The organism is Streptomyces endocoffeicus (genome assembly GCF_016741935.1).
GTDB classification, from domain to species: domain Bacteria; phylum Actinomycetota; class Actinomycetes; order Streptomycetales; family Streptomycetaceae; genus Streptomyces; species Streptomyces endocoffeicus.
This window is the reverse complement of the sequence record NZ_JAERRG010000012.1, coordinates 273,269-298,825: the sequence shown is the minus strand read 5'-3', so window position 1 is coordinate 298,825 and position 25,557 is coordinate 273,269. Positions and strand designations below refer to the sequence as shown.

21 protein-coding genes are annotated in these 25,557 nt (G+C 72.6%); 16 read left to right on the top strand and 5 right to left on the bottom strand.

Going from position 1 to position 25,557, the window contains the following annotated elements:
- The first annotated feature begins 1 nt into the window (after position 1).
- Positions 2 to 763: a TrmH family RNA methyltransferase gene (locus JK364_RS28635; RefSeq protein WP_201854197.1), complete on the top strand. Its 762-nt coding sequence runs from the start codon at positions 2 to 4 to the stop codon at positions 761 to 763.
- A 49-nt stretch (positions 764 to 812) separates the two neighbouring features.
- Here the strand turns inward: JK364_RS28635 and paaN are convergent, their stop codons facing one another.
- Positions 813 to 2,537: a phenylacetic acid degradation protein PaaN gene (gene paaN / locus JK364_RS28630; protein WP_201854196.1), complete on the bottom strand. Its 1,725-nt coding sequence runs from the start codon at positions 2,535 to 2,537 to the stop codon at positions 813 to 815.
- 147 nt (positions 2,538 to 2,684) lie between these two features.
- Here paaN and JK364_RS28625 point away from each other — a divergent pair, with 147 nt between their 5' ends.
- Positions 2,685 to 4,202: a 3-hydroxyacyl-CoA dehydrogenase gene (locus JK364_RS28625; RefSeq protein WP_201854195.1), complete on the top strand. Its 1,518-nt coding sequence runs from the start codon at positions 2,685 to 2,687 to the stop codon at positions 4,200 to 4,202.
- A gap of 2 nt (positions 4,203 to 4,204) precedes the next feature.
- Entirely contained in the window at positions 4,205 to 4,798 is a 594-nt protein-coding gene (locus JK364_RS28620; protein WP_201854194.1) for a TetR/AcrR family transcriptional regulator, read from the top strand.
- Positions 4,799 to 4,946: 148 nt separating this feature from the next.
- On the opposite strand, the gene JK364_RS28615 is transcribed toward JK364_RS28620, so the two are convergent.
- Complete coding sequence (locus JK364_RS28615) at positions 4,947 to 5,435, bottom strand: Lrp/AsnC family transcriptional regulator (RefSeq protein WP_137978737.1); 489 nt, start codon at positions 5,433 to 5,435, stop codon at positions 4,947 to 4,949.
- Positions 5,436 to 5,617: 182 nt separating this feature from the next.
- Between JK364_RS28615 and pdhA (JK364_RS28610) the strand changes: the two genes are divergently transcribed.
- From pdhA (JK364_RS28610) to JK364_RS28570, 9 genes are all read left to right on the top strand, one after another.
- Positions 5,618 to 6,760 carry a pyruvate dehydrogenase (acetyl-transferring) E1 component subunit alpha gene (pdhA, locus tag JK364_RS28610; RefSeq protein WP_201854193.1) on the top strand — a complete coding sequence of 381 codons (1,143 nt, stop codon included), beginning with the start codon at positions 5,618 to 5,620 and terminating at the stop codon, positions 6,758 to 6,760.
- Complete coding sequence (locus JK364_RS28605) at positions 6,760 to 7,809, top strand: alpha-ketoacid dehydrogenase subunit beta (RefSeq protein ID WP_201854192.1); 1,050 nt, start codon at positions 6,760 to 6,762, stop codon at positions 7,807 to 7,809. Before pdhA (JK364_RS28610) ends, JK364_RS28605 begins: the two co-directional genes overlap by 1 nt.
- A complete protein-coding gene (locus JK364_RS28600) occupies positions 7,809 to 9,230 on the top strand; it encodes a dihydrolipoamide acetyltransferase family protein (protein WP_201854191.1) in 1,422 nt (473 codons plus the stop codon). Before JK364_RS28605 ends, JK364_RS28600 begins: the two co-directional genes overlap by 1 nt.
- Before the next feature lie 29 nt (positions 9,231 to 9,259).
- The gene (locus JK364_RS28595; protein ID WP_307841406.1) at positions 9,260 to 10,087 is read left to right on the top strand and encodes an NTP transferase domain-containing protein; all 828 of its coding nucleotides are present in this window, start codon (positions 9,260 to 9,262) and stop codon (positions 10,085 to 10,087) included.
- A 488-nt stretch (positions 10,088 to 10,575) separates the two neighbouring features.
- A complete protein-coding gene (locus JK364_RS28590; protein ID WP_201854233.1) occupies positions 10,576 to 12,030 on the top strand; it encodes a molybdopterin molybdotransferase MoeA in 1,455 nt (484 codons plus the stop codon).
- Positions 12,027 to 13,082 carry a potassium channel family protein gene (locus JK364_RS28585; RefSeq protein ID WP_201854190.1) on the top strand — a complete coding sequence of 352 codons (1,056 nt, stop codon included), beginning with the start codon at positions 12,027 to 12,029 and terminating at the stop codon, positions 13,080 to 13,082. Before JK364_RS28590 ends, JK364_RS28585 begins: the two co-directional genes overlap by 4 nt.
- Positions 13,083 to 13,092: 10 nt before the next feature.
- On the top strand, positions 13,093 to 14,070 hold the full coding sequence (locus JK364_RS28580) for an NAD(P)H-quinone oxidoreductase (RefSeq protein ID WP_201854189.1): 978 nt from the start codon (positions 13,093 to 13,095) through the stop codon (positions 14,068 to 14,070).
- A gap of 266 nt (positions 14,071 to 14,336) precedes the next feature.
- A complete protein-coding gene (locus JK364_RS28575; RefSeq protein WP_201854188.1) occupies positions 14,337 to 14,807 on the top strand; it encodes a hypothetical protein in 471 nt (156 codons plus the stop codon).
- Positions 14,808 to 14,915: 108 nt separating this feature from the next.
- Positions 14,916 to 15,485, top strand: coding sequence for a bacterial proteasome activator family protein (locus tag JK364_RS28570; RefSeq protein WP_201854187.1), 570 nt, complete (start codon positions 14,916 to 14,918; stop codon positions 15,483 to 15,485).
- A gap of 201 nt (positions 15,486 to 15,686) precedes the next feature.
- Here JK364_RS28570 and JK364_RS28565 read toward each other — a convergent pair whose 3' ends face one another.
- Positions 15,687 to 17,351 carry a protein kinase domain-containing protein gene (locus JK364_RS28565; RefSeq protein ID WP_201854186.1) on the bottom strand — a complete coding sequence of 555 codons (1,665 nt, stop codon included), beginning with the start codon at positions 17,349 to 17,351 and terminating at the stop codon, positions 15,687 to 15,689.
- 312 nt (positions 17,352 to 17,663) lie between these two features.
- Between JK364_RS28565 and JK364_RS28560 the strand changes: the two genes are divergently transcribed.
- The gene (locus JK364_RS28560; protein ID WP_201854185.1) at positions 17,664 to 19,247 is read left to right on the top strand and encodes a protein kinase domain-containing protein; all 1,584 of its coding nucleotides are present in this window, start codon (positions 17,664 to 17,666) and stop codon (positions 19,245 to 19,247) included.
- 94 nt (positions 19,248 to 19,341) lie between these two features.
- Here the strand turns inward: JK364_RS28560 and JK364_RS28555 are convergent, their stop codons facing one another.
- Positions 19,342 to 20,382 (bottom strand): phosphotransferase, encoded by a 1,041-nt coding sequence (locus tag JK364_RS28555; protein WP_201854184.1) that lies wholly within the window; start codon positions 20,380 to 20,382, stop codon positions 19,342 to 19,344.
- Positions 20,383 to 20,920: 538 nt separating this feature from the next.
- Positions 20,921 to 21,598, bottom strand: a complete 678-nt coding sequence (locus JK364_RS28550; RefSeq protein ID WP_201854183.1) for a response regulator — start codon at positions 21,596 to 21,598, stop codon at positions 20,921 to 20,923.
- Between the two features lie 322 nt (positions 21,599 to 21,920).
- On the opposite strand from JK364_RS28550, the gene pdhA (JK364_RS28545) reads away from it, so the two are divergent.
- Genes pdhA (JK364_RS28545) through JK364_RS28535 form a run of 3 tightly spaced genes read left to right on the top strand, consistent with a single transcriptional unit; the run spans position 21,921 to position 25,534 of the window.
- Entirely contained in the window at positions 21,921 to 23,087 is a 1,167-nt protein-coding gene (gene pdhA / locus JK364_RS28545; RefSeq protein WP_201854182.1) for a pyruvate dehydrogenase (acetyl-transferring) E1 component subunit alpha, read from the top strand.
- Position 23,088: 1 nt separating this feature from the next.
- Positions 23,089 to 24,069: an alpha-ketoacid dehydrogenase subunit beta gene (locus JK364_RS28540; protein WP_037964409.1), complete on the top strand. Its 981-nt coding sequence runs from the start codon at positions 23,089 to 23,091 to the stop codon at positions 24,067 to 24,069.
- Positions 24,070 to 24,091: 22 nt separating this feature from the next.
- Positions 24,092 to 25,534 (top strand): dihydrolipoamide acetyltransferase family protein, encoded by a 1,443-nt coding sequence (locus tag JK364_RS28535; RefSeq protein ID WP_201854181.1) that lies wholly within the window; start codon positions 24,092 to 24,094, stop codon positions 25,532 to 25,534.
- Positions 25,535 to 25,557 lie beyond the last annotated feature (23 nt).

Sequence of the window (25,557 nt, the reverse complement as noted above, 5' to 3'; positions counted from 1 at the left end):
GATGATCGATGACGAGTCCGCGCGGGCCGTACGGCACTGGCGCGCGACGGCCCCCGACACCGTGCTGCTGGACGGCTTCCACGCGCTGAAGCACGCGCTGCGGTTCGGCGCGGAGGTGCGGGCCGCGGTCACCAGCGACAAGGCGGCCGCCGTGGAACTCGCCGATGACCTGGCCGATGACCTCACCGAGGCGATCGCGGACCTTCTGGTGGAGGTCGATGCCGGGACCCTGCGCGATCTGGTGCCCCGGGTGCATCCCACACGGGTCGCCGCCCTGGCGGTCCGGCGCGGCCGCCGGGCGAATCTGGATGAGCTGTCCCAGCGGCCCCGGCGGGCCCCGGTGGTCGTCCTGGACAATCCCCGCAACCTGGGGAACGTCGGGGCCGTGGTCCGGCTCGCCGCCGGGTTCGGGGCCACCGGCGTGGTCACCACCGGCGATATCGACCCCTGGCATCCGAACGCCGTGCGCTCGGGCGCCGGGCTGCACTTCGCCACCGCGGTCGAGCGGCTGCCGGGCGACGCGCTTCCGGAGGGGCCGCTGTACGCCCTGGACCCGGAGGGGGAGGACATCCGGTCCCTGACCATCCCCGATGACGCGCTGCTCGCCTTCGGCTCCGAGCGGCACGGGATCTCGCCGGAGCTGCGGAAGCGGGCCACGAGGCTGGTGGCCCTTCCCATGCGGCCACAGGTGTCCAGCTACAACCTGGCCACCAGCGTGGCCATGGCCCTCTTCCACTGGGGCGGCCCCGACCGCCCCGCCTAGGCCACGTCCGGGTGGGGCGTGCGCGGGCACGCCCCGCCCACTGGGCCCGTCACTCCGCCGGGCGGCGGACCTCGATCATCCGGAAGCGGCCGGCCACGAACGCCCCGTCGCACAGCGCGGCGTTGGCCGACGGGTTGCCGCCCGAGCCGTGGAAGTCCGAGAAGGCCGCGGTCTGGTTCACATAGACCCCGCCGGTCAGATTGAGCGACAGCTGCGCGCACTCCTCCAGACACGCCTCCTCGATCAGCCGCTCCGCCGCCGGTGAGGTGGTGTACGCCCCGACCGTCATCGCGCCCTTGTCCCGGGTGGTCCGGCGCAGCAGCGCGACCGCGTCCTCCGTGGAGTCGACGGCGACGGCGAAGGAGACCGGGCCGAAGCACTCGGACAGATAGGGCGCGTCCGCGTCCGCCCCCTCCCAGAACTTCCGGGCGCCGTCGGCCTTGACCATCAGCGGTGTGCGGACCGTGGCGCCCGGGAAGTCGGGGTGGGTCACCGTGCGGGAGGCCAGGGCGACCGCGCCCAGGCCGGGGGCGGCCTCAAGCCGCTCCTGGACCCGCGGCCCCACGATCGCGCCGAGCAGCGCGCTCGCCCGCGCGTCGTCGCCCAGCAGCCCGTCCACCGCCGCCGCCAGGTCGGCCACCACCTCGTCATAGGTCTTGGGACCGGCGTCGGTGGTGATGCCGTCGCGGGGGATCAGCAGATTCTGCGGGGTGGTGCACATCTGGCCGCTGTAGAGGGACAGGGAGAACGCCAGATTGGCGAGCATGCCCTGGTAGTCGTCGGTGGAGTCGATCACCACCGTGTTGACCCCCGCCTTCTCCGTGAAGACCTGGGCCTGGCGGGCGTGGGTCTCCAGCCAGTCGCCGAAGGCGGTGGACCCCGTGTAGTCGATGACGCGGATCTCGGGGCGGATGGCGAGGACCTTGGCGATTCCCTCGTCCGGCCGCTCGGCGGCCAGCGCCACCAGATCGGGGCTGAACCCCGCCTCCCTCAGCACCTCGCGCGCCACCTGGACGGTCAGTGCCAGGGGCAGCACGGCCTGGGGGTGCGGCTTGACCAGCACCGGATTGCCGGTGGCGAGCGAGGCGAAGAGCCCCGGATAGCCGTTCCACGTCGGGAAGGTGTTGCAGCCGATCAGCAGGGCGATACCGCGCGGGACGGCCGTGAACGTCTTGCGCAGGCGCAGCGGGTCGCGCTTGCCCTGCGGCTTGGACCAGTCCGCGGTGCCCGGAGTGCGGGTCTGCTCGGCGAACGCGTACGCCACCGCCTCCAGGCCGCGGTCCTGGGCGTGGGGGCCGCCGGCCTGGAACGCCATCATGTACGCCTGTCCGCTGGTGTGCATGACGGCCTGGGCGAACTCATGCGACCGGGCGCCGATCCGGGCCAGGATCTCCAGGCACACCATGGCCCGTGTCTCGGGACCGGCGTCCCGCCAGGCGGGCATCCCCGCCCGCATCGCCGGGAGGAGCACCTCGATGTCCGGATGCGGATACTCCATGCCCATCTCCGCTCCGAACGGAGAGACCTCGGAGCCCGCCCAGCCGTCGGTGCCCGGCTGGTCCAGCTCGAAGCGCCTGCCGCGCAGCGCCTCGAACGCCGCCTGGCCCTCGGCGACGCTCAGGCTCGGGCGCCCGCTCTGGCCCTCGCCGCCGTAGGCCTTCGGGTGCTCGGGGTGCGGGGACCAATAGGCGCGGGTACGGATCGCCTCCAGGGCCTGGTCGAGGGTGGGGCGGTGCTCTTGCGTCAACTGCGCGGTGGTGAGTGCGGCGGTCACGACTGACCAACTCCTCGTCGAGCTGGGGCTGGGCTGGAATGGGCGACAGGGTTAGAGTAACCGAACGATCGGTCGGGACAAGAGGGCCTGGCGAACCTGTGGACAACTTCGTCCCTGTGGACAACTTCGTCGAAAAGGATCTGCGGCATGAGTGCGATCGACCGTGGGACCGAGCGCGCCGGCCTCGTCGCCGTCGTCGGCACCGGCACGATGGGCCAGGGGATCGCCCAGGTGGCGCTGGCCGCGGGCCATCCCGTGCGGCTCTACGACGCCGCGCCCGGCCGGGCCTCCCGGGCCGCCGACGCCATCGCGGACCGGCTCGGCCGGCTGGTCGCCAAGGAACGCCTCACCGCCGCCGACCGTGACACCGCCCTCGGCCGGCTCGCCCCCGTAACCGACCTCGCGGACCTGGCCGAGGCGGAGCTGGTGGTCGAGGCGATCCTGGAGGAACTCGGCGCCAAGCAGCAGCTGTTCACCGCGCTGGAGTCGGTGGTCTCCGACGGCTGTCTGCTCGCCACCAACACCTCCTCCCTCTCCGTCACCGCCGTCGCGGGCGTCCTGCGCCGCCCCGGCCGCCTCCTCGGTCTGCACTTCTTCAATCCGGCCCCGCTGATGCCGCTGGTGGAGGTGGTGCGCGGCGCCGCCACGGACGAGGCCGCCGCCGACCGTGCCCACGCCACCGTCGCGGCCTGGGGGAAGACCCCGGTGCGCTGCGCGGACACCCCGGGGTTCATCGTCAACCGGATCGCCCGCCCCTTCTACGCCGAGGCGTTCCGGGCGTACGAGGAGCGCGCCGCAGACCCCGCCACCCTGGATGCCGTGCTGCGTGAGTCCGGCGGCTTCAGGATGGGCCCCTTCGAGCTCACCGACCTGATCGGCCAGGACGTGAACGAGGCCGTCACCCGATCCGTCTGGGAAGCGCTGTTCCACGATCCGAAATTCACCCCGTCCCTCGCCCAGCGGCAGCTCGTCGCCTCCGGGCGGCACGGGCGCAAGACGGGCCACGGCTGGTACGACCACTCCGAGGGCGCCGGGCGGCCCGCCCCGCACACCGCGGAGCCGTGCGAACCGCCCGGCAAGGTCGCTCTCCACGGGGACCTGGGGCCCGCACAAGGGCTGATCGGCGCCATCGAGGCGGCGGGCATCCCGGTGACCCGCGAGCCCGTCGGGGCCCATCTCGCCCTGCCCGACGGCACCCGCCTGTCCCTGGCCGACGGCACGACCGCCACCGACGACCCCTTCGCCGCGTCGGTCCGCTTCGACCTGGCGCTGGACTACCGGACCGCCACCCGCGTCGCCCTCGCGGCGTCCGCAGCCGCCCCCGAGGAGTCCCTGCGGTCCGCGATCGGCCTGTTCCAGGCGCTCGGTAAGGAGGTCAGCGTGGTCCAGGACGTCCCCGGCATGGTCGTGGCCCGCACGGCCGCGATGCTCGTGGACTTCGCCGAGGACGCCGCCGCCCGCGGGGTGGCGAGCCCCGAGGACATCGACACCGCCATGCTGACCGGCGTCAACTACCCGCGCGGACCGCTGGCCTGGGGGCGCGCGCTCGGCGCCCCCTGGGTGCGCGACACCCTGCGCAACCTCCACCACGCCTGTCCGACCGGCCGCTACGCCCCTTCCCAGGCGCTGATCCGGCGTGCGGCCGCCGATGAGAAGCTGCTCTAATCATGACCATGGCCAAGCGCGACACCTACACGCCCGAATCGCTGCTCGCGGTCGCCGTGGAGGTGTTCAACGAGCGCGGCTACGACGGCACCTCCATGGAGCATCTGTCCCGGGCGGCCGGGATCTCCAAGTCCTCCATCTACCACCATGTGAAGGGCAAGGAGGAGCTGCTCAGGCTGGCCATAAGCCGTGCCCTGGACGGGCTGTTCGGCATCCTGCGGGAGCCCGCCGCGCGCGAGGGGCGGGCGATCGAGCGGCTGGAGCACGTGGCCCGGCGCACCGCCGAGGTGCTGATGGAGGAGCTGCCCTACGTCACGCTGCTGCTGCGCGTCCGGGGCAACACGGACACCGAGCGGTGGGCCATGGAGCGGCGCCGGGAGTTCGACCACCAGGTGGCCGAGCTGCTCAAGCAGGCGGCGGCTGACGGCGACCTGCGGTCCGACGTGGACGCCCGGCTGGCGACCCGGCTGCTCTTCGGCATGATCAACTCCATTGTGGAGTGGTACCGGCCGGGCCGCGGCGGGGCCGCGACCTCCCATGAGGTGGCCGAGGCCGTGATCCGTACGGCCTTCGCGGGCCTGCGCACCCAGACCTGACGCACGACGCCCTCACTCAGACCTGACGCGCGACGCCCGCGGGGCGGTACGCCCGCGCCCGGTCCTGACGCGCGACGCCCGCGGGACGGTACGCCCGCGCCCGGATCTGGCGCGCCACACCCGCGCCCGGACCTGGCTCCGGCCCCCGCTACGGCTCCGAGTCCAGGTCCGTCTCCTCGAAGACCAGCAGCGTCCGGGTGCTCAGCACCTCCGGTATGGCCTGGATCCGGGTGAGGACCAGCTCGCGCAGTGAGCGGTTGTCCTCGGTGTGCACCAGCAGCAGCACATCGAAGTCCCCGCTGACCAGGGCGATGTGGGTGGCCCCGGGGAGCTGCCGGAGCTGTTCGCGCACGGTGCGCCAGGAGTTCTGGACGATCTTCAGCGTGATGTACGCGGACGCGCCCTGCCCGGCCCGCTCCTGGTCCACCCGGGCGCTGAAGCCGCGGATCACTCCGTCGTCGATCAGGCGGTTGATCCGGGCGTAGGCATTGGCGCGGGAGACGTGCACCTGCTCGGCCACGGAGCGTATGGAGGCGCGGCCGTCCATTTGGAGCAGACGCAGGATGTCGCGGTCGATGGCGTCCAGTGGGCGTGCCGGGGGTTTGCCGTCCGGATTGGCCATCTGTTCGCCCGGCATATCGTCCCGCCTCCCCTTCATGGACGTCCTGTCTTCATCTCAGGGGGAGCAGAACCGTTTGTCCACAGGCTTGGGTCGCCTGTAGCCAAAATGCGTCAACGACCGAACAATCGGTAGGGGAGGGCGATGCCGCCCGGCACGCCCCGCCCTCCCGCCGTACGCCACGCCCAGGAGGTCGCGTCATGACGGTCCTTGAGCAGCCCGGTGCCTACCGGCCCACTCCCCCGCCCGGCTGGCAGCCCCGCGTCGACGCCGCGCCGCTGCTGCCCGACGCGGAGCCGTACCGCCTGCTGGGCACCGCCGCTGCCGCCGGCATCTCTCCCGATCTGCTGACCCGGCTCCACCGCGAGCTGGTGCGCGGCCGCCGGTACAACACGCAGGCCACCGCCCTCACCCGGCAGGGCCGGCTGGCCGTCTACCCCTCCTCCACTGGGCAGGAGGCCTGCCAGGTCGCGGCCGGGCTGGTGCTGGAGGACCGCGACTGGCTCTTCCCCAGCTACCGCGACACCCTGGCCGCCGTCGTCCGCGGGCTCGACCCCGTCGACGCCCTGACCCTGCTGCGCGGCGACTGGCACTCCGGGTATGACCCCCACGCCCACCGCGTCGCCCCGCTGTGCACCCCGCTGGCCACCCAGCTGCCGCACGCCGTCGGTCTCGCCCACGCCGCCCGTCTCAAGGGCGACGATGTGGTGGCCCTCGCCCTGGTCGGCGACGGCGGCACCAGCGAGGGCGACTTCCACGAGGCCCTCAACTTCGCGGCCGTCTGGCACGCCCCGGTCGTCTTCCTCGTCCAGAACAACGGCTTCGCGATCTCCGTCCCGCTCGCCAAGCAGACCGCCGCGCCCTCCCTCGCCCACAAGGCGGTGGGATACGGGATGCCCGGCCGTCTCGTGGACGGCAATGACGCGGCCGCCGTCCACGAGGTCCTGGCGGAGGCCGTGCGCCGGGCCCGCGGCGGAGGCGGCCCCACCCTGGTCGAGGCGGTCACCTATCGCATCGAGGCGCACACCAACGCCGACGACGCCACCCGCTACCGCCCCGACTCCGAGGTCGAGGCATGGCGCGCCCACGACCCGATAGCGCTCCTGGAGGAGGCCATGCGGGACCGCCATCTGCTGGACGACGAGGGGGTCCGGGCCGCGCGGGAGTCCGCGGAGCGGCTCGCCGCCGATCTGCGGACGCGAATGAACCAGGACCCGGTCCTGGACCCCATGGCGCTCTTCGAGCACGTCTACGCCGACCGGACCAGTCAGCTGCGCGAGCAGGCGGCCCAGCTGCGCGCCGAGCTCGACGCCGAGGCCGCGGACGCCGGGAAGGGGGAGTGATGACCACCGCCGTCGGGGTCGACACCGCCCGTAAGCCCGCCACCATGGCCCAGGCCCTCGGCCGCGCGCTGCGCGACGCCATGGCCGCCGACCCGTCCGTCCATGTCCTCGGCGAGGACGTGGGCACTCTGGGCGGCGTCTTCCGGATCACCGACGGGCTCGCCGAGGAGTTCGGCGAGAACCGCTGCACGGACACGCCGCTGGCCGAGGCGGGGATCCTCGGCACCGCCGTGGGCATGGCGATGTACGGGCTGCGGCCGGTGGTCGAGATGCAGTTCGACGCCTTCGCCTACCCGTCCTTCGAGCAGCTCATCAGCCATGTCTCACGGATGCGCAACCGCACCCGGGGCGCGATGCCGATGCCGATCACCGTCCGGGTGCCCTACGGGGGCGGCATCGGCGGCGTCGAGCACCACAGCGACTCCTCCGAGATCTACTACATGGCCACTCCCGGCCTCCATGTCGTCGCCCCCGCGACCGTCGCCGACGCCTACGGACTGCTGCGCGCCGCCATCGCCTCCGACGACCCCGTGATCTTCCTCGAGCCCAAGCGGCTGTACTGGTCCAAGGCCGACTGGTCGGCCGACGCCCCCGAGCAGGTGCCGCCCATCGGGCGCGCGGTGGTCCGTCGGCCCGGCGGCGGCGGTCGGCGCGGCGCCACCTTGATCTCCTACGGCCCCTCCGTACCGGTGTGCCTCGAAGCCGCCGAGGCGGCCCGGGCCGAGGGCTGGGACCTGGAGGTCGTCGATCTGCGCTCGCTCGTCCCCTTCGACGACGAGACGGTGTGCGCCTCCGTGCGCCGCACCGGCCGCGCGGTCGTCGTCCATGAGTCCACGGGCTTCGGCGGGCCCGGCGGGGAGATCGCCGCCCGGGTCACCGAGCGCTGCTTCCACCATCTGGAGGCGCCCGTGCTGCGGGTCGCCGGATTCGACATCCCCTACCCGCCGCCCATGCTGGAGCGGCACCATCTGCCCGGGGTGGACCGGGTGCTGGACGCCGTCGCCCGTCTCCAGTGGGAGTCGGAGTGGACCGAGGGGAGCGCGGTCTGATGGCTGTCGTACGGGAGTTCACCCTGCCCGATCTGGGCGAGGGGCTGACCGGTGCCGAGATCGTCCGCTGGCTGGTCCAGGTCGGCGATGTGGTCGCGGTCGACCAGCCGGTGGTCGAGGTCGAGACGGCCAAGGCGATGGTGGATGTGCCCTGCCCGTACGGCGGTGTGGTGACGGCCCGTTACGGTGAGGAGGGCGCGGAGGTGCCGGTCGGGGCGCCGCTGATCACGGTCGCCGTGCCCGAGGGCTCGGACGGCGGCTCCGGTCCGCCGGTCAGCGAGGGCGCGATCGACGGCGCGTCGGGCAATGTGCTGGTCGGCTATGGCACGGCCGGTCCCGCCGCGCGGCGCCGTCGCGTCCGGCCCTCCCCCCGGCCGCCGCGCGAGCTGCCCACGGCCCCCGGCGGACCGCTGCCGAAGACGGCGGCGGCCCCCGCCGCGCCCGTGCGCGAGACGACGGCGGCCCCCGCCAGGCCGGTGCGCGAGACGGTGACGGCCCCCGCCGGGCCCCTACCGGTGATCTCGCCCCTGGTGCGGCGGCTGGCCCGGGAGCACGATGTCGATCTGCGGCGGCTGAGGGGATCGGGCCCCGAGGGGCTGATTCTGCGGGCGGACGTCGAACGGGCGGTCGCGGGCACGGCGCCCGCCCCCGCGGCACCCGTCTCCGTGGCGCCCGCCTCCGCACCCGTGGCGCCCGCCTCCGCCGCGCCCGCTTCCGTGGCCCCCGCCCCGGAGGGGGAGCGGGTCCCGCTGCGAGGGGTGCGGGGCGCCGTGGCCGACAAGCTCGCGCGCAGCCGGCGCGAGATCCCCGACGCGACCTGCTGGGTGGACGCCGACGCGACCGAACTGCTCGCCGCCCGTACGGCGATGAACGCCGCGGGCGAGGCCAAGGTCTCCGTGCTCGCCCTCCTGGCCCGTATCTGCACGGCGGCCCTCGCGCGCTTCCCCGAGCTCAACGCCACGGTGGACATGGAAGGCCGGGAGATCGTCCGGCTCCCCGACGTCCACCTCGGCTTCGCGGCCCAGACGGACCGGGGTCTGGTGGTCCCGGTGGTGCGCGACGCCCACACGCGGACCATAGAGGGGCTCTCCGAGGAGATCGCCCGGCTCACCGAGGCCGCGCGGACCGGGACCCTCGCCCCCGCGCAGCTCACCGGTGGCACCTTCACCCTGAACAACTACGGGGTGTTCGGGGTCGACGGCTCGACGCCGATCATCAACCACCCCGAGGCGGCGATGCTCGGGGTCGGGCGGATCGCCCCGAAGCCCTGGGTGCACCAGGGTGAGCTGGCGGTGCGCCAGGTGGTGCAGTTGTCGTTCACCTTCGACCACCGGGTGTGCGACGGGGGCACCGCGGGCGGATTCCTGCGGTTCGTGGCCGACTGCGTGGAGCGGCCCATGGTGTTGTTGCGGCGGCTGTAGCGGATGTCCGGCGGCGCCATACTCATGGGGTGACTCCAGGTGCGTATGACGCAGTGATCCTGGCCGGGGGCGCCGCTCGGCGGCTCGGTGGGGTGGACAAGCCCGCGCTGCGGGTGGGCGGTCGAGCCCTGCTCGACCGGGTGCTGGACGCATGCCGCGGCGCCGGGCGGACCGTCGTCGTCGGCCCGCGCAGGCCCACGGCGCGGCCGGTGCGGTGGGCCCGGGAGGAGCCCCCCGGCGGCGGCCCGGTCGCGGCCGTCGACGCGGGCATCCGGCAGACCACGGCTCCGGTCGTCCTCGTCCTCTCCGCCGATCTGCCCTTCCTCACCCACGAGACCGTCGAGACCCTCCTCACCGGTCTCCAGGACACCGAAGGGGCCGTGCTCATCGACCCCGACGGCCGTGAGCAGCCCCTTGTCGCCGCCTACCGCGCCGAGGCGCTGCGCCGCGAGATCGGCCTCCTCGCCACCGAACACGGCGGCCTCGGCGGGCTGCCCCTCCGCCTCCTCGTCTCCGAGCTGGCCCTGGCCCGCCTCCAGCACTCCACCGCGTCGTTCGACTGCGACACCTGGGAAGACATCACCACGGCTCGAGCACGCATCAGGGAGCATGGACACGTGTTGGACGAATGGATTGCCGCAGTCAAGGCCGAGCTCGGGATCGACCTGGATGTCGACACCGCGGCCCTACTCGATCTGGCCCGTGACGCCGCACATGGCGTCGCCCGGCCCGCCGCCCCCCTGACCACCTTTCTCGTCGGCTACGCCGCGGCCCAGAAGGGCGGTGGCCCCGAGGCGCTGGCCGCCGCCACCGAGAAGGCCGCGGCGCTGGCGGCGCGTTGGGCCGAGGAGCAGTGACACCTCGCCAACCCCGGGACGGGGACCCGCTCGACCGCGAGGTCGACGAGGCGCTGGCGCTCGCCAATGAATCGCCGCCGCAGGGCCCGGAGCCGCCCGGAACGGAATCGGAGGAGGACTGGGCCGACGCCGCCATCAGCCTGGCCAATGACCGCCCGGGCCGGGCCACCCGGGAGCGAAGCCCCGGCGAGACCGACGCCATCGCCGACACCGGAGGCGACCCGACCCCGACGGACTGGGTCGAGACCGCGCTCGACCTGGCACGGGAAACGGCACGGGAAACGGCGGGGGAGCCTGCGGCGGCCCTGGATGCCCAGGGCCACGTACGCCGAAGGCCGGAGGTGTATTCGAGGAGCCGATCCTCGGGTAGTCCGACATCGGAGGCCACTGGTGCCAAAGGCACGCCGTCCAGGGCCCCCGCCCATCAGGCCCCGGCCCCGCACCCGAAACGCGCCCCCGGCACACCGACGCCCCACCCGCATCCCTCCATGAACCCACCGCACCGCAGCCCCATCTCCTGGCCCGACGCCCGCGCCATCGCCGCCCGCGCCGCCGTCAAGGAGGCCGTCCACGCGGCCCCGGTGATGCGGCCGCTGTTCGAGGCGCTCGGCCAGGTCCTGGCCGCGCCGCTCGCCGCGCTCACCGATCTGCCGCCCTTCGACACCTCCGCCATGGACGGCTGGGCGCTCTCGGGCCCCGGCCCCTGGCGGCTGCCAACCGGCACAGAGGACCAGAACCACCAGGGCATCCTCGCCGGACACGGCGAGACGGTCCCCCTCCCCGACGGCCACGCGGTCCGCATCGCCACCGGCGCCCGCGTCCCGCCCGGCGCCACCGCCGTACTGCGCAGCGAGTACGGCACCGACGCGGGCGACGGCTGGCTGCACGCGTCCGCCGCCCACCCCGTCGTCCTCGGCCAGGACATCCGCACCCGCGGCCAGGAGTGCCGGAGCGGCGATCAGCTGCTCCCCGCCGGGACCCTGGTCACCCCCGCCGTCCTGGGCCTGGCCGCCGCGGCGGGGTACGACGAGCTGCCGACGGTGCGCAGGCCGCGCGTCGAGGTGCTGGTCCTCGGCGACGAGCTGCTCACCGAGGGGCTGCCGCACGACGGCCGGATCCGGGACGCGCTGGGGCCGATGGTCGGGCCGTGGCTGCGGGCGCTCGGCGCCGAGGTCTTGGGCACCCGGCGGCTGGCCGACGAGGCGGACGTGGTGTACGCGGCGGTGGCCGAGTCGTCCGCCGATGTCGTCGTGACGACCGGGGGCACGGCCGCGGGCCCCGTGGACCATGTCCACCCCACCCTGCGCCGCCTGGGCGCCGAGCTGCTGGTGGACGGGGTGGCGGTGCGTCCCGGTCACCCGATGCTGCTGGCCCGCCTCGCCCGCGCGAACCGCGAGAACTCCGGAAACCGCGAGAGCTCCGGAAACCGCGAAACCCCCGGAAGCCCCGAAAACGCCGAAGCACCCAAAACCGTCGGACCCCCCGCACCCCCCGCACCTCCCGAACGCCCGTCCCGACCCGCCCGGCATCTGGTGGGGCTCCCGGGCAATCCGCTCGCGGCGGTGTCCGGTCTGCTGACCCTCGCGGAGCCGCTGCTGCGGACGCTGACCGGCCGCCCGGCCCCCGACCCCGGCCCGGCCCCGCTGGCCGAGGCCGTGCAGGGGCATCCGAGGGACACCCGGCTGGTCCCGGTGACCTTCCGGCAGGACGCGGCCGTGCCGCTGCGCTTCAACGGCCCGGCGATGCTGCGCGGCATCGCGGCGGCCGACGGCCTCGCCGTGATCCCGCCCGGCGGGGCGAAGCGCGGCACGGAGGTCGACGTATTGGATCTCCCGTGGTCGGCGAGCGCGGCAGAGCAACCGAGCCATGCGGACCAAGCACGCCAACGCACGGCACAGGCGGCCGATGGCGAGGACATATCCCCCCAGGAGGGCCCGGCGTGAAGCTGCCCAGCCATGACGCGGCCGCCCGCACCCCCGGGGACGGCGGCCACCGCGTCCATCTGCCCCACTTCCCCGCGGGCCCGCTGCGCCAGGTCGGCCGCCGGCTGCTGCTGGCGCTGCTGGTGCTGGTGCTGACGGTGGCCATCGTCTACGTCGACCGCGCGGGTTACCACGACAACGCTGACGACCAGGTCGACTTCCTCGACTCCGTCTACTACTCGACCGTCACGCTGTCCACGACCGGATACGGCGACATCGTGCCGTACAGCGACAGCGCGCGGCTCAGTAACATCCTGCTGGTCACGCCGCTGCGCGTGCTCTTTCTGATCATCCTGGTCGGCACCACCCTGGAAGTCCTGGCCGAGCGCACCCGCGAGCAGTACCGACTGAACCGCTGGAGGTCAGCGTTGCGTGATCACACCGTCGTAGTGGGCTTCGGCACGAAGGGGCGGTCCGCGGTGGAGACCCTTTGCGCGACGGGGCTGCCCAAGAACCGGGTGGTCGTGGTCGACCCCAACCACAAGGTGATCGAGGCGGCCAACGCGGAGGGGTTCGCCGGGGTGGTCGGCGACGCGACCCGCAGCGATGTGCTGTTGCGGGCGGAGGCGCAGCGCGCCCGCCAGTTCGTGATCGCCACCCAGCGCGATGACACCGCCGTCCTGGTCACGCTGACGGCCCGGCAGCTCAACCGGGGCGCCAACATCGTGGCGGCGGTGCGCGAGGAGGAGAACGCGCCGCTGCTGCGCCAGTCCGGGGCCGACGCGGTGATCACCAGCGCCAGCGCGGCGGGCCGCCTGCTGGGCATGAGCGTGCAGAGCCCGACGGCCGGTGCGGTGATCGAGGATCTGATTCAGCAGGGCACGGGCCTGGACCTGGTGGAGCGCACGGTGGTGAAGGCCGAGGTGGGCAAGTCGGTGCGGGACACGGAGGACCTCGTGGTGTCCGTGCTGCGCGGCCATCGCCTCCTCGCGTACGACGATCCCGACGCCAGTCCGCTGCAGGCGGCCGACCGCTTGATCACGATCGTTCGCGCGCCGATGGTCCAGGAGTAGCCTCGCGCCCATGCATGCGATCACGATTCCCGAACCCGGCGGCCCCGAAGCCCTGGTATGGGCGGAGGTCCCCGATCCCGTGCCCGGTGAGGGCGAGGTCCTGGTCGACGTGGCGGCCGCCGGCGTCAACCGCGCGGATGTGCTCCAGCGCCAGGGCCACTATCCGCCGCCGCCCGGAGCCTCGCCCTACGCCGGTCTGGAGTGCTCGGGCCGGATCTCGGCGCTCGGCACCGGCGTCACCGGCTGGGCCGTGGGCGACGAGGTGTGCGCCCTGCTCGCGGGCGGTGGATACGCCGAGAAGGTGGCGGTTCCGTCGGGGCAGCTGCTGCCCCTTCCCGAGGGCGTGGACCTGGTCAGGGCCGCGGCGCTGCCCGAAGTGACCGCCACCGTATGGTCCAACGTCTTCATGATCTCCCATCTCCGGCCGGGCGAGACGCTGTTGGTGCACGGCGGATCGAGCGGTATCGGCACCATGGCGATCCAGCTAGCGAAGGCGGTCGGGGCGCGGGTCGCGGTGACCGCGGGCGGCCCGGAGAAGCTGGCCGCCTGCCAGGAGCTGGGCGCCGACATCCTGATCGACTACCGCGAGCAGGACTTCGTCGAGGAGATCCGCCGGGCCACCGACGGTGCGGGCGCGGACGTCATCCTGGACATCGTCGGCGCGAAGTACCTCGCCCGGAATCTGGAGTCGCTCGCCCTCAACGGACGGCTGGCGATCATCGGGCTTCAGGGCGGTGTGAAGGCCGAGCTGAACCTGGCCACCCTGCTGTCCAAGAGCGCCGCCGTGACGGCCACCGGGCTGCGGGGCCGCTCGCTGGCGCAGAAGTCGGCGATCATCGCGGCGGTACGGGAGCATGTCTGGCCGCTGATCGGCGGCGGCCGGGTCCGCCCGATCGTCGACAGCACCGTCCCGATGCGGGAGGCCCCGGAGGCCCACCGGCTGCTGGAGTCCAGCACGCATGTGGGCAAGATCCTGCTGACGACCTGAGGGCCGCGGCCGGGTCCGTACGGCGGCGCCGCCGCGATCCTCACGGCGCCGCCACGGCCCTTGCAGCCACGGCCCTTACAGCGCCCTCACGGCCCTTACAGCGCCCCCACGGCCGCCCTTACGGCGCTGTCGCGGTCCTTACGGCGGGCGCCGCGGTCCTTACGGTCGTATCGGAGTCCGTACGGCGGCGTTCAGGATGCCCGGTTCCTGCCCTCATGTGACGCTGATCCCGTTACGCAACGGTTCGGCACGGGAGGGTGACCACCGTGAACCCTGCGACGCTTCGCACGCTCCCCGCGGCGGCCCTGCTGGCGGGCACCGCCCTGGCCGCGGCCCCCGCCGCGTCCGCCGCCGCCCCCGCCCCCGCTCCCGCCGACGACGGCGGCGGGCTGGCGGGCACCCGCGCGGGCGAGGGCCGTGCGCACCCCGGCCGCACCGGGACGCCGACCCCCTCGTCGCCGGACGGGGACCCCTCGGCCGACACGGGGGACGACGAGGGCACCGGGCGGTTCTCGGTGGTGCCCGAGTGGACGCCGTCCTCCCTCCCCGTCCCGCAGCGGCCGGACCGGCACCAGGCGCGCGAATCGCTCCCGTCCGGACAGCCTTACGGCGCTCAGCGGACCGCCGCCGAGCCGAGCGGGCGGGCGATGCGGGTGCTGCCGCTGGGCACCGGTCTCGCGCTCACCGGCCTCGGCCTCGGCCTGGCGTTCTTCGGCCTGCGACTGCGCCGCCGCTGATCACCGCGACCGCTCTGATGGCCGCCGCTGACAGCCGTCGCCGGTGATCGTCGCCGAAACCTCGACCCTCGCCCGTCGTACCGGGTGCCGGTGCGGAACAATAGGGGTATGAACCAGCCGATGAACGAACGAGCGCAGGAGAGCCCGCACGTCCTGGTCGTCGGTCCGGACGGCATGGCACTCGGCGGCGTCGCTCCTGCTTCTGGCGAGGGCAGTGGTGACGACGAGTCGCGCGAGGTTCCCGTGACGGACATGGTCGAACAGCCGGCGAAGGTCATGCGGATCGGCAGCATGATCAAGCAGCTTCTGGAGGAGGTCCGCGCCGCACCTCTCGACGAGGCCAGCCGGGTCCGGCTCAAGGAGATCCACTCCAGCTCGGTGAAGGAGCTGGAGGACGGGCTGGCCCCCGAGCTGATCGGGGAGCTGGAGCGGCTGTCGCTGCCCTTCACGGACGATGCGGTGCCCACCGAGGCGGAACTGCGCATCGCTCAGGCTCAGTTGGTCGGCTGGCTGGAGGGGCTGTTCCACGGCATCCAGACCACCCTGTTCGCCCAGCAGATGGCGGCGCGCGCCCAGCTGGAGCAGATGCGCCGGGCGCTGCCGCCAGGGATCGGCGGGGGCGAGGAGGACGAGGACATGCCCAAGCCGGGCGGCGCCCGCTCGGGGCCGTACCTCTGAGCCGCTGAGCCGCTGAGCCGCTGAGCTTCTGAGCCGCTCCCCGAGCCACGCGCCGGACGCGCCCCGGGCACAACGACCGGACACGCAGCGGACACAACGACCGGACACGCGCCGGACACAACGAAACGACGCCGCGGGCCTCACCTTCAGATGAGGCCCGCGGCGTCGTCGGGCTGGAAGCGGAGCGAGCGGGAGCCGCCCTTACCCCGGGTTGCCGGTGGAGACGGTCAGCTCGATGGTGTCCGTCTTGGGGTTGTACGGCTCGTAGTTCCGGTACGTGTAATTGAGGACGGTGCCCTTGCCCCACAGATTCTCGTCCTGGGGCACCACGCGGTACTTCCAGCCCGCCGCGCGGATGCACTTCTTCACCGAGTCGATGTAGAGGTTCTGGAAGTCGGGCACCGAGTACGTGCCCTTCTCGTCAGTGTCCTCGTACGCGTCGGTGCACTTCTTCGCCTCGATGGTCTTGGTCTTGTCGCCCATGCGGAAGCCCGCGGCGTTGTCGGAGGCCGTCGGCGACACCGGCTTGGCGCGGCCGCCCTTCTTGCTCTCGTCCTTGGAGCCGCCGTCGCTTTGGAGCGCGATGACCAGGATCACGGCGATGACCGCGATCGCCGCGACGACGGCCGAGCCTATGATCACGCGCTTGTTTCCGCTGCCGCCGCTGCCGCGGCTCCCGGAGGGCGAGGGCGAGATGTTGTACGGCGGCGGGGTGCTGGGGCCCTGGTACGACGGCGCCGGGGTCTGGTACCCCGCCTGCCCCAGCGGTGTCGTGGACGGCCCCTGGCCGACCGGCGGCGGCGGGGTGGACGGGCCGAAGGCGCCGAACTGCCCGGGGGTGTGCTGCGGCTGGTACGGCGTCTGGACGCTGCCGGGGCCGGGGGCGGGCGTCTGCTGGTCGATCGGCGGGAAGACCGCCGAGCCGACTCCGGAGCCGCTGCGGGCCGGGGGGCCGCCGCTGATGATGATCGGGGAGGCGCCGGTCTGCCCGGTACGGGCGACTCGTGCGCATTCGTCGCGCATGGCCTCGGCGGTCGGGAAGCGCTCGTTCGGGTTCTTCTTCAGGGCGCGGGCGACCAGCGCGTCCACCGCCGGAGGGATGGACTGGTTGATCGAGGAGGGCGCGACCGGCTCCTCCTGGACGTGCGCGTACGCGATGGCCAGCGGCGAGTCCGCGTCGAAGGGCAGCCGGCCGGTCAGCAGCTCGAAAAGCATGATGCCGACCGAGTACAGGTCGCTGCGGGCGTCCACGCCGCGGCCCAGCGCCTGCTCGGGGGAGAGGTACTGCGGAGTGCCGACGACCATGCCGGTCTGAGTCATGGAGGTGACCCCGGACTGCATGGCGCGGGCGATGCCGAAGTCCATGACTTTGACCACATTACGCTTGGTCATCATCACGTTACCTGGCTTGATGTCGCGGTGGACCAGCCCCATCTCATGGCTGATTTCCAGCGCCGCCAGCACATCGCTGGTGATCTTCAATGCCTTTTCGGTCGGCATCGCGCCGTATTGCCGGACATCGCCGTCCAGAACCGAGCGCAGCGGCTGACCTTCGACGTACTCCATGACGATGTACGGCATCAGCGAGCCGTCCATGGCGTCCTCGCCGGTGTCAAAGACCGAGACGATATTGGTGTGCGTGAGTTTCGCCACCGCCTGGGCCTCGCGGCGGAACCGCTCGCGGAAGGACTGCTCGCGTCCCAGCTCGGTGTGGAGCGTCTTGATGGCGACCTGGCGGTCCAGCACGGTGTCATAAGCCAGGTGGACGGAGGCCATGCCGCCCTCGCCCAGCAGGTCACGCAGCTGATATCGGCCGTTCGCCAGAGATTGGCCTTGATACCTGCCCGATGCGCCGTACTGGCTCATTTCGTACTTCCCCCTTGGCGCACTCACTACTCTGACGCGCACGTTTCGACGCATTGATCTTGATGTTCTGGATATCGTGGCCAAGTCTGCCCCAGGCCACGGACACGTCAAGCCGCGTTGCCCGTTCCGTGACCGGATGCGCAAGAACCCGTCACGCGATTTGCATCGCTTCACCGTCAACAGGTTTGATGGCCGGTCCATCACCAACCGATACACGGCGCGAAGGCTGTAGCGTGCCTAGCGGGAACCGTACCGCCCGTGGGCGGGGCGATCTCGACCCCACCCCCACCGAGAACGAGACGGCGAGGACCGATGGCACAGACCCAGGGCGCCCAGGGGCCCTCCGAACCTGACGCCAGTGGGTCCGGAATGCCGGATATGCCCGAGGTGTGGGGTAACGGGGGACTTGTTGGCGATGGTCGATATCGGCTTACCGGTCGACTCGGCCGCGGCGGTATGGCGGAGGTGTTCGCCGCCGAGGACCTCCGGCTCGGCCGTACGGTCGCGGTGAAGCTGCTCCGCGCCGATCTGGCCGAGGACCCGGTGTCCAAGGCCCGCTTCACCCGCGAGGCACAGTCCGTGGCGGGGCTGAACCACCACGCCGTGGTGGCCGTCTACGACTCCGGCGAGGACACGGTCGGCCAGAACACCGTGCCGTACATCGTCATGGAGCTGGTCGAGGGCCGGACCATCCGCGATCTGCTGCTCAACGCCGAGGCCCCGCCGCCGGACCAGGCGCTGATCATCGTCTCCGGGGTGCTGGAGGCGCTCGCCTACAGCCATCAGCACGGCATCGTGCACCGTGACATCAAGCCCGCCAACGTGATCATCACCCACAGCGGCGCGGTCAAGGTCATGGACTTCGGCATCGCCCGCGCCCTGCACGGCGCGCAGTCCACGATGACCCAGACCGGCATGGTCATGGGCACACCGCAGTACCTCTCGCCGGAGCAGGCCCTCGGCAAGGCCGTGGACCACCGCTCCGACCTCTACGCCACCGGCTGCCTGCTCTACGAGCTGCTGGCGCTGCGCCCGCCGTTCACCGGGGAGACCCCGCTGTCGGTGGTGTACCAGCACGTCCAGGACATCCCGGTGCCCCCGTCGGAGACCTCCGGAACCGTGCCGCCGGAGCTGGACGGCCTGGTCATGCGCTCCCTCGCCAAGGACCCGGACGACCGGTTCCAGAGCGCCGAGGAGATGCGCGGACTGGTCCAGTACGCGCTCCAGATGCTCCACGAGGCCGGCGGCCACACCGGTATGTGGAACACCGGCCCGGTCACCCAGCACCTGGGCGCCGCCACCCCCGCCATGGGCATGCCCGGCGTCGGGGCCACCACCGCGCTGCCGCACCCGGGCCACGGCGAGACCTCCCAGCAGCCGATCGTCACCGGCCCCGGTGGCGGGGGCGGCGGCTACCACGGCGGTTCCGGCCGCCGTAAGGGCCGCGGCAGGATGTGGCTGATCGCGGTGCTCGCGTTGATCGCGGTCGCGACGGGGGTCGCCTTCGCCCTCCAGATGGGCGACAAGGACGGCGGGAAGGAGCCGAGTAAGCACCAGACGTCGGTCACCCAGGACAAGACGAAGAAGCCGACCGACAAGCCGAGCGACAACTCGAACGACGAGACGGCCTCGAGCGACGATCAGAACAACTCCGGGGACACGGGCAGCGACTACACCCCGACCACGGATCCGACGCCGACGTACCAGGACAACCCCACGGACGAGCCGACGGACCCGGAGACGGACCCCGGCACCGGCGAGCCGACCGGCGAGCAGACCACCCCGGGCGGCGGCCAGGAGACCACCACGCCGACGGACCCGGAGACGGACCCGGGCACCACCGAGCCCACCGGTGGCACGGCGGGTGCCACGGACGGTGGCGCCGGAACCCCCTGACGGCCGGGGGCGCCCCACGGCGCCCCCGTCACCCGCAGAAGGCGGCCCTGTCATCCGCAGAAGGCGGCCCCGACTCCCGCAGAAGGCGCTCCCGTCACCCGCAGAAGGCGTCGCGGACCGCGTCGTACTCCCGGGTCCACCACACCACCAGCGCGGCGGCCGCCGGGAACTGCGGATCGGCGCGCCCGTCCCCGCGCTGGTAGCGCCAGCGCAGCATCCAGAAGTCGTTGAGCCGCTCCCACCACACCCGGTGCACGGCCGCGGCCATCTCGGAGGTCCCGGCCCCCGCCGCGCAGCGGTACGCCCGCGCGTAGGACCGCACCTTGGTGAGTTCCAGGGTGCCGTCGGGCCGTACGAAGAAGATCGCGGCGGCGCGGACCGCCTCCTCGGCGCGCGGCTGTACCCCGAGCCGGTCCCAGTCGACGATGGCGGCCGGTTCCGTGTCGCGGTAGAGCAGGTTCAGCGGGTGGAAGTCGCCGTGCACCCAGCCGGCGACCGGGACGGCGTCCGCCTCCGGGCGGCGGTGGGCGTGCCGCTCCACCAGCGTCCGCCGCTCGACCAGCCGGTGCTCGGCGAGTTCGTCGAAGCTGTCGCGGTTCCGGCGTCCCCGGATCAGCGTGAGCAGCTCGTCGATGACGGCGAAGGTGTCCTCGGGGTCGGCGGCGGCCTCCACGGGCGGCCTGCGGTCGCCCGTACGGGCCCGCATGACGCGCTCCAGACAGGTGTGGACGAGCCCGAGCAGCCCGCCAAGACGCCAGCACTGCGGGGCGGTCAGCTCACCGCCGTCGCGGTGCCGCCCGTCGATCCAGGGGTGTAACGCGTAGCAGCGGCCGCCGATGACGGCGACCGTACGGCCGTCGGCGTCGGGGACCGGCGGGGCGACGGGCACCCCGAGCGCCTCCAGCCGCTGGGTGACGCGGTGCTGGCGGGCGATGGCGGTGCGGTCGCCGTCGAGGTGGTGTTTGAGGAAGAACCGGCCGCGGGTGGTGGCGAGGCGGTAGCCCCGGTTGAGCAGCCCCTGGGTGAGCGGTTCGCAGGAGACGGCTTCACCGGCGGTGTCATAGCGGCGGAGCAAGGCGCTCAGGGTTTCCCCGTCGGGAGCGGCCTCGGCGGAGTGTACATGTGAGCGCGGCACCTGCCAGATGTTAGATCACCGGGCATCACCGCCACGGCGCGCGAGGACGACGCATGGCCCCCCGGGGCACGGCCGGTTGACCGGGACGGGGCTGATGCGGCTCGGCGCCTGCGGCGGGCTGTTCCCCTACCCGCCCCTTCCCGAAACTGGGGCTCCGCCCCAGACCCCATGCGGGGGCTCCGCCCCAGCCCCCGTGCCGGGGCCCCGCCCCAGACCCCGGGGTCCAGGGGCGAAGCCCCTGGTAACGGGGAGTGGCGCCGCCAGGCCCCGCCACCCTTGCGCGCCGGCGTGCCAGGAGGAGCCGCGATATGCGGCTCCGCCGCGTGGTCCGCCGGACACCTCGTAGCGCTTCCCGGGCCTGCGCCGCGCCTCCTCGCCCGCCAGGGGGCAGCGCTTCCGGGCCTCGTCGCCTACGCGAAGGGGCGCGGGGCTGTGTCGATGTGCGGCTCCGCCGCGTGGGCGCGACCAGCCACGACGGCGCTGCGGTCGGCCGACGACGCATCGCGACACTTCCAGCGCCAAGCGCCAAGCGCCAGCGCTACCGCTTCTGCGCCTGCGTCGCCTGCGTCGCCTGCATCCGGGCGACGTACGCCGCCGCCTGCGAGCGGCGTTCCATGCCCAGCTTGGAGAGCAGGCTGGAGACATAGTTCTTGATCGTCTTCTCGGCGAGATGCAGCCGCTCGCCGATCCCCCGATTGGTGAGCCCCTCCCCGATCAGCAGCAGGATCCGGCGCTCCTGCTCGGTGAGGGCGGCGAGCTGGTCGTCCGGTTGGGCCGCCGTCTGGCCGCGCAGCCGTTCCAGCACCCGGGCGGTGGCCACCGGGTCGAGCAGTGACCGGCCCGCGGCCACGTCCCGGACCGCGGCGAGCAGTTCGTCGCCGCGGATGTCCTTCAGGACATAGCCGGAGGCGCCCGCGATGATGGCGTCGAAGAGCGCCTCGTCGTCGGCGAAGGAGGTGAGCATCATGCAGCGGACGCTCTCGTCCCGGGTGCGGATCTCCCGGCAGACCTCGACCCCGCTGCGGTCGGGCAGCCGGATGTCCAGGACGGCGACGTCCGGGCGGACGGCCGGGATGCGCGCCAGGGCGTCGGCCGCGGTGCCCGCCTCGCCGACCACTTCCATGTCCGGCTCGCCCGCGAGCAGGTCTCGTACGCCGCGTCGGACGACTTCATGGTCGTCGACCAGGAAAATCCTTATTTTTCCTTCTTCGCGCACGGATCCAGTCTCACACACGAAGTCTTCCCGCGTCGTTGCCCAGCGGGATACCGTGCGCTTGTCCGGCGGCCTGCGGGGCTGTGACCAGTGGAAGTTTCCCCACGCACGCGATTTACTTGGAAATCCAAGCAAAATTGCAGGTCAGGTGGGGTTTCGCAGACATGCGACGCACTGGGTAACGTGCCTTGTGCAGGGCCAGCCGCCGGGAACCTGTCACGCCCGGCCATGCTCCGGCGCACCCACCCCGTGCGCCGTGGCGGAACGGGCGAGCCGCAACTGGCCGCCGGCGGATCCCGGGGGCCGGACAGACGGAGGAGCACACGTGACCGTGGAGAGCACTGCCGCGCGCAAGCCGCGCCGCAGCGGAGCCAAGCGCAGCACCAGCGCGCGGGACACCAAGAAGCAGCCTGCGGGCCAGACCGAACTCGTACAGCTGCTGACCCCCGAGGGCGAGCGTGTCGAGCACCCCGAGTACGCCATCGACCCCACCCCGGAGGAGCTGCGCGGTCTGTACCGGGACATGGTGCTGACACGGCGGTTCGACGGCGAGGCCACCACCCTGCAGCGCCAGGGCGAACTGGGCCTGTGGGCCTCGTTGCTCGGCCAGGAGGCGGCGCAGATCGGCTCCGGCCGGGCGCTGAACGACGCCGACTACGTCTTCCCCACCTACCGCGAGCACGGTGTGGCGTGGTGCCGGGGCGTCGACCCGACCAATCTGCTGGGGATGTTCCGTGGGGTGAACCACGGCGGCTGGGACCCGAACAGCAACAACTTCCACCTGTACACCATCGTGATCGGCTCGCAGACGCTGCACGCGACCGGCTACGCGATGGGCGTGGCCAAGGACGGCGCGGACGCCGCGGTCCTGGCCTACTTCGGTGACGGCGCCTCCAGCCAGGGCGATGTCGCCGAATCGTTCACCTTCTCCGCGGTCTACAACGCCCCGGTCGTCTTCTTCTGCCAGAACAACCAGTGGGCCATCTCCGAGCCCACCGAGAAGCAGACCCGGGTGCCGCTCTACCAGCGTGCCCAGGGCTTCGGCTTCCCCGGGGTGCGGGTGGACGGCAATGACGTGCTCGCCTGTCTGGCCGTCACCAAGGCCGCGCTGGAGCGGGCGCGCACCGGGCAGGGCCCGATGCTCATCGAGGCGTTCACCTACCGCATGGGCGCCCACACCACCTCCGACGACCCCACGCGCTACCGCTCGCCCGAGGAGCGGGAGCTGTGGGAGACCAAGGACCCGATCCTGCGGCTGCGCACCCTGCTGACCCGCGAGGGCCTGGCGGACGACGCGTACTTCGCCGACCTCGAGCGGGAGAGCGACGCGCTGGCCAAGCGGGTTCGGGACGCGGTACGGGCCATGCCCGACCCCGAGGACATGGCGATGTTCGAGCACATCTACGCCGACGGGCACGCCCTCGTCGACGAGGAGCGGGCGCAGTTCGCCGAGTACCAGGCTTCGTTCGTCACCGCTGAGGAAGGCATCTGACATGGCCGCCGAGAAGATGTCGCTCTCCAAGGCGATCAACGCGTCCCTGCGGACTGCCCTGGAGACCGACCCCAAGGTCCTGATCATGGGCGAGGACGTCGGCAAGCTGGGAGGCGTCTTCCGCGTCACCGACGGGCTCCAGAAGGACTTCGGCGAGGACCGGGTCATCGACACCCCGCTCGCCGAGTCCGGCATCGTGGGCACCGCGATCGGGCTGGCGCTGCGCGGCTACCGCCCGGTGGTGGAGATCCAGTTCGACGGTTTCGTCTTTCCCGCCTACGACCAGATCGTCACCCAGCTCGCCAAGATGCACGCACGCTCGCTCGGCAAGGTGAAGCTGCCGGTCGTCGTCCGCATTCCGTACGGCGGCGGCATCGGCGCGGTGGAGCACCACAGCGAGTCGCCGGAGGCGCTGTTCGCGCATGTGGCGGGGTTGAAGGTGGTCTCGCCGGCCAACGCCTCCGACGCCTACTGGATGCTGCAGCAGGCCATCGACAGCGATGACCCGGTGATCTACTTCGAGCCCAAGCGCCGCTACCACGACAAGTCCGAGGTCGACACCGCCGCGATCCCCGGCCCGCTGCACGCCGCCCGGGTGGTGCGGCCGGGGGCGGACCTGACGCTCGCGGCCTACGGCCCGATGGTGAAGGTCGCCCTGGACGCCGCCGCGGCCGCCGCCGAGGAGGGCAAGTCGATCGAGGTCCTGGACCTGCGGTCGATGTCGCCGATCGACTTCGACTCGATCCAGCGTTCCGTGGAGCGGACGGGGCGGCTGGTCGTCGTCCACGAGGCACCGGTATTCCTGGGTACCGGGTCGGAGATCGCCGCGCGCATCACCGAGAGGTGCTTCTATCACCTCCAGGCGCCGGTGCTGCGGGTCGGCGGCTTCCACTCGCCGTACCCGCCGTCACGGCTCGAGGACGAGTACCTTCCGGGGCTGGACCGGGTGCTCGACGCCGTAGATCGCGCGTTGGCGTACTGAAGGGCTTGAGGAGATCGTGACGATGACCGCAGTCGAACAGCGCTTCCGTGAGTTCAAGATGCCCGATGTGGGCGAGGGGCTGACCGAGGCCGAGATCCTCAAGTGGTTCGTGGCACCGGGCGACACCGTGACCGACGGACAGGTGGTGTGCGAGGTCGAGACCGCCAAGGCCGCCGTCGAGCTGCCCATCCCCTTCGACGGCGTGGTGCACGAACTGCGTTTCGACGAGGGCAGCACCGTGGACGTGGGCACGCCCATCATCTCGGTGGACACCGACCCCGGAGCGGGGGAGGCGGCGCCCCAGGCCGCTCCCGCCGAGGCCGCCGCCGAGCAGCCGGCCGCCGCCGAGCCCGAGGAGAAGGCGGGCCGCCAGGCCAATCTGGTCGGCTACGGGGCGGCGCCCGCCTCCACCAAGCGCCGTCCGCGCAAGCCGCTGCCGGGCCTCCAGCGGTCCGCGCCCGCCCCCTCCGCCGGGGCCGCGCCCCAGGAGCCCGCCCCCGCGCCCGCGCGCCCCGCGCCCGCGCCTTCGTCTTCGCCCGCGCCCTCGCCCGAGCTGAACGGCAGCGGCCGGACCGCGCGGCCGCTGGCCAAGCCCCCGGTCCGCAAGCTGGCCAAGGACCTGGGCATCGACCTGGAGACGGTCACCCCGAGCGGGCCGGACGGGATCATCACCCGCGAGGACGTCCACGCGGCCGCCGAGGCCGTCCAGGCGGCCCGGGAGACGCCCGTGGCGGCCCCGTCCACGGCCGTCAAGGCCGTCGCGGGCCGGGAGCGCCGGGTGCCCGTGAAGGGCGTACGGAAGGCCACGGCGCAGGCGATGGTCCACAGCGCGTTCACCGCCCCGCATGTGACCGAGTTCGTGACGGTCGACGTGACCCGCACGATGAAGCTCGTGGCCGACCTCAAGCAGGACCCGGAGCTGTCCGGGCTGCGGGTCAACCCGCTGCTGCTGGTCGCCAAGGCCCTGCTGGTGGCCATCCGGCGCAATCCGGACATCAATGCCACCTGGGACGAGGACAACCAGGAGATCGTCTACAAGGACTACGTCAACCTGGGCATCGCGGCGGCGACACCGCGCGGGCTGATCGTCCCCAACATCAAGGACGCCGACGCCAAGACCCTGCCCGAACTGGCGTCCGCCCTGGGTGAGCTGGTCACCACCGCCCGTGAGGGCAAGACCACCCCGGCGGCGATGTCCGGCGGCACGATCACCATCACCAACGTCGGCGTCTTCGGCATCGACGCGGGCACCCCGATCATCAACCCCGGGGAGTCGGCGATCCTCGCCTTCGGCGCGGTCAAGCTCCAGCCGTGGGTCCACAAGGGCGAGGTCAAGCCGCGCCAGGTGACCACGCTGGCGCTCTCCTTCGACCACCGGCTGGTCGACGGCGAACTGGGCTCCAAGGTGCTCGCGGACGTCGCGGCCGTCCTGGAGCGTCCCAAGCGCCTGATCACGTGGGCCTGATCACGTGGGCCTGATCACATGGG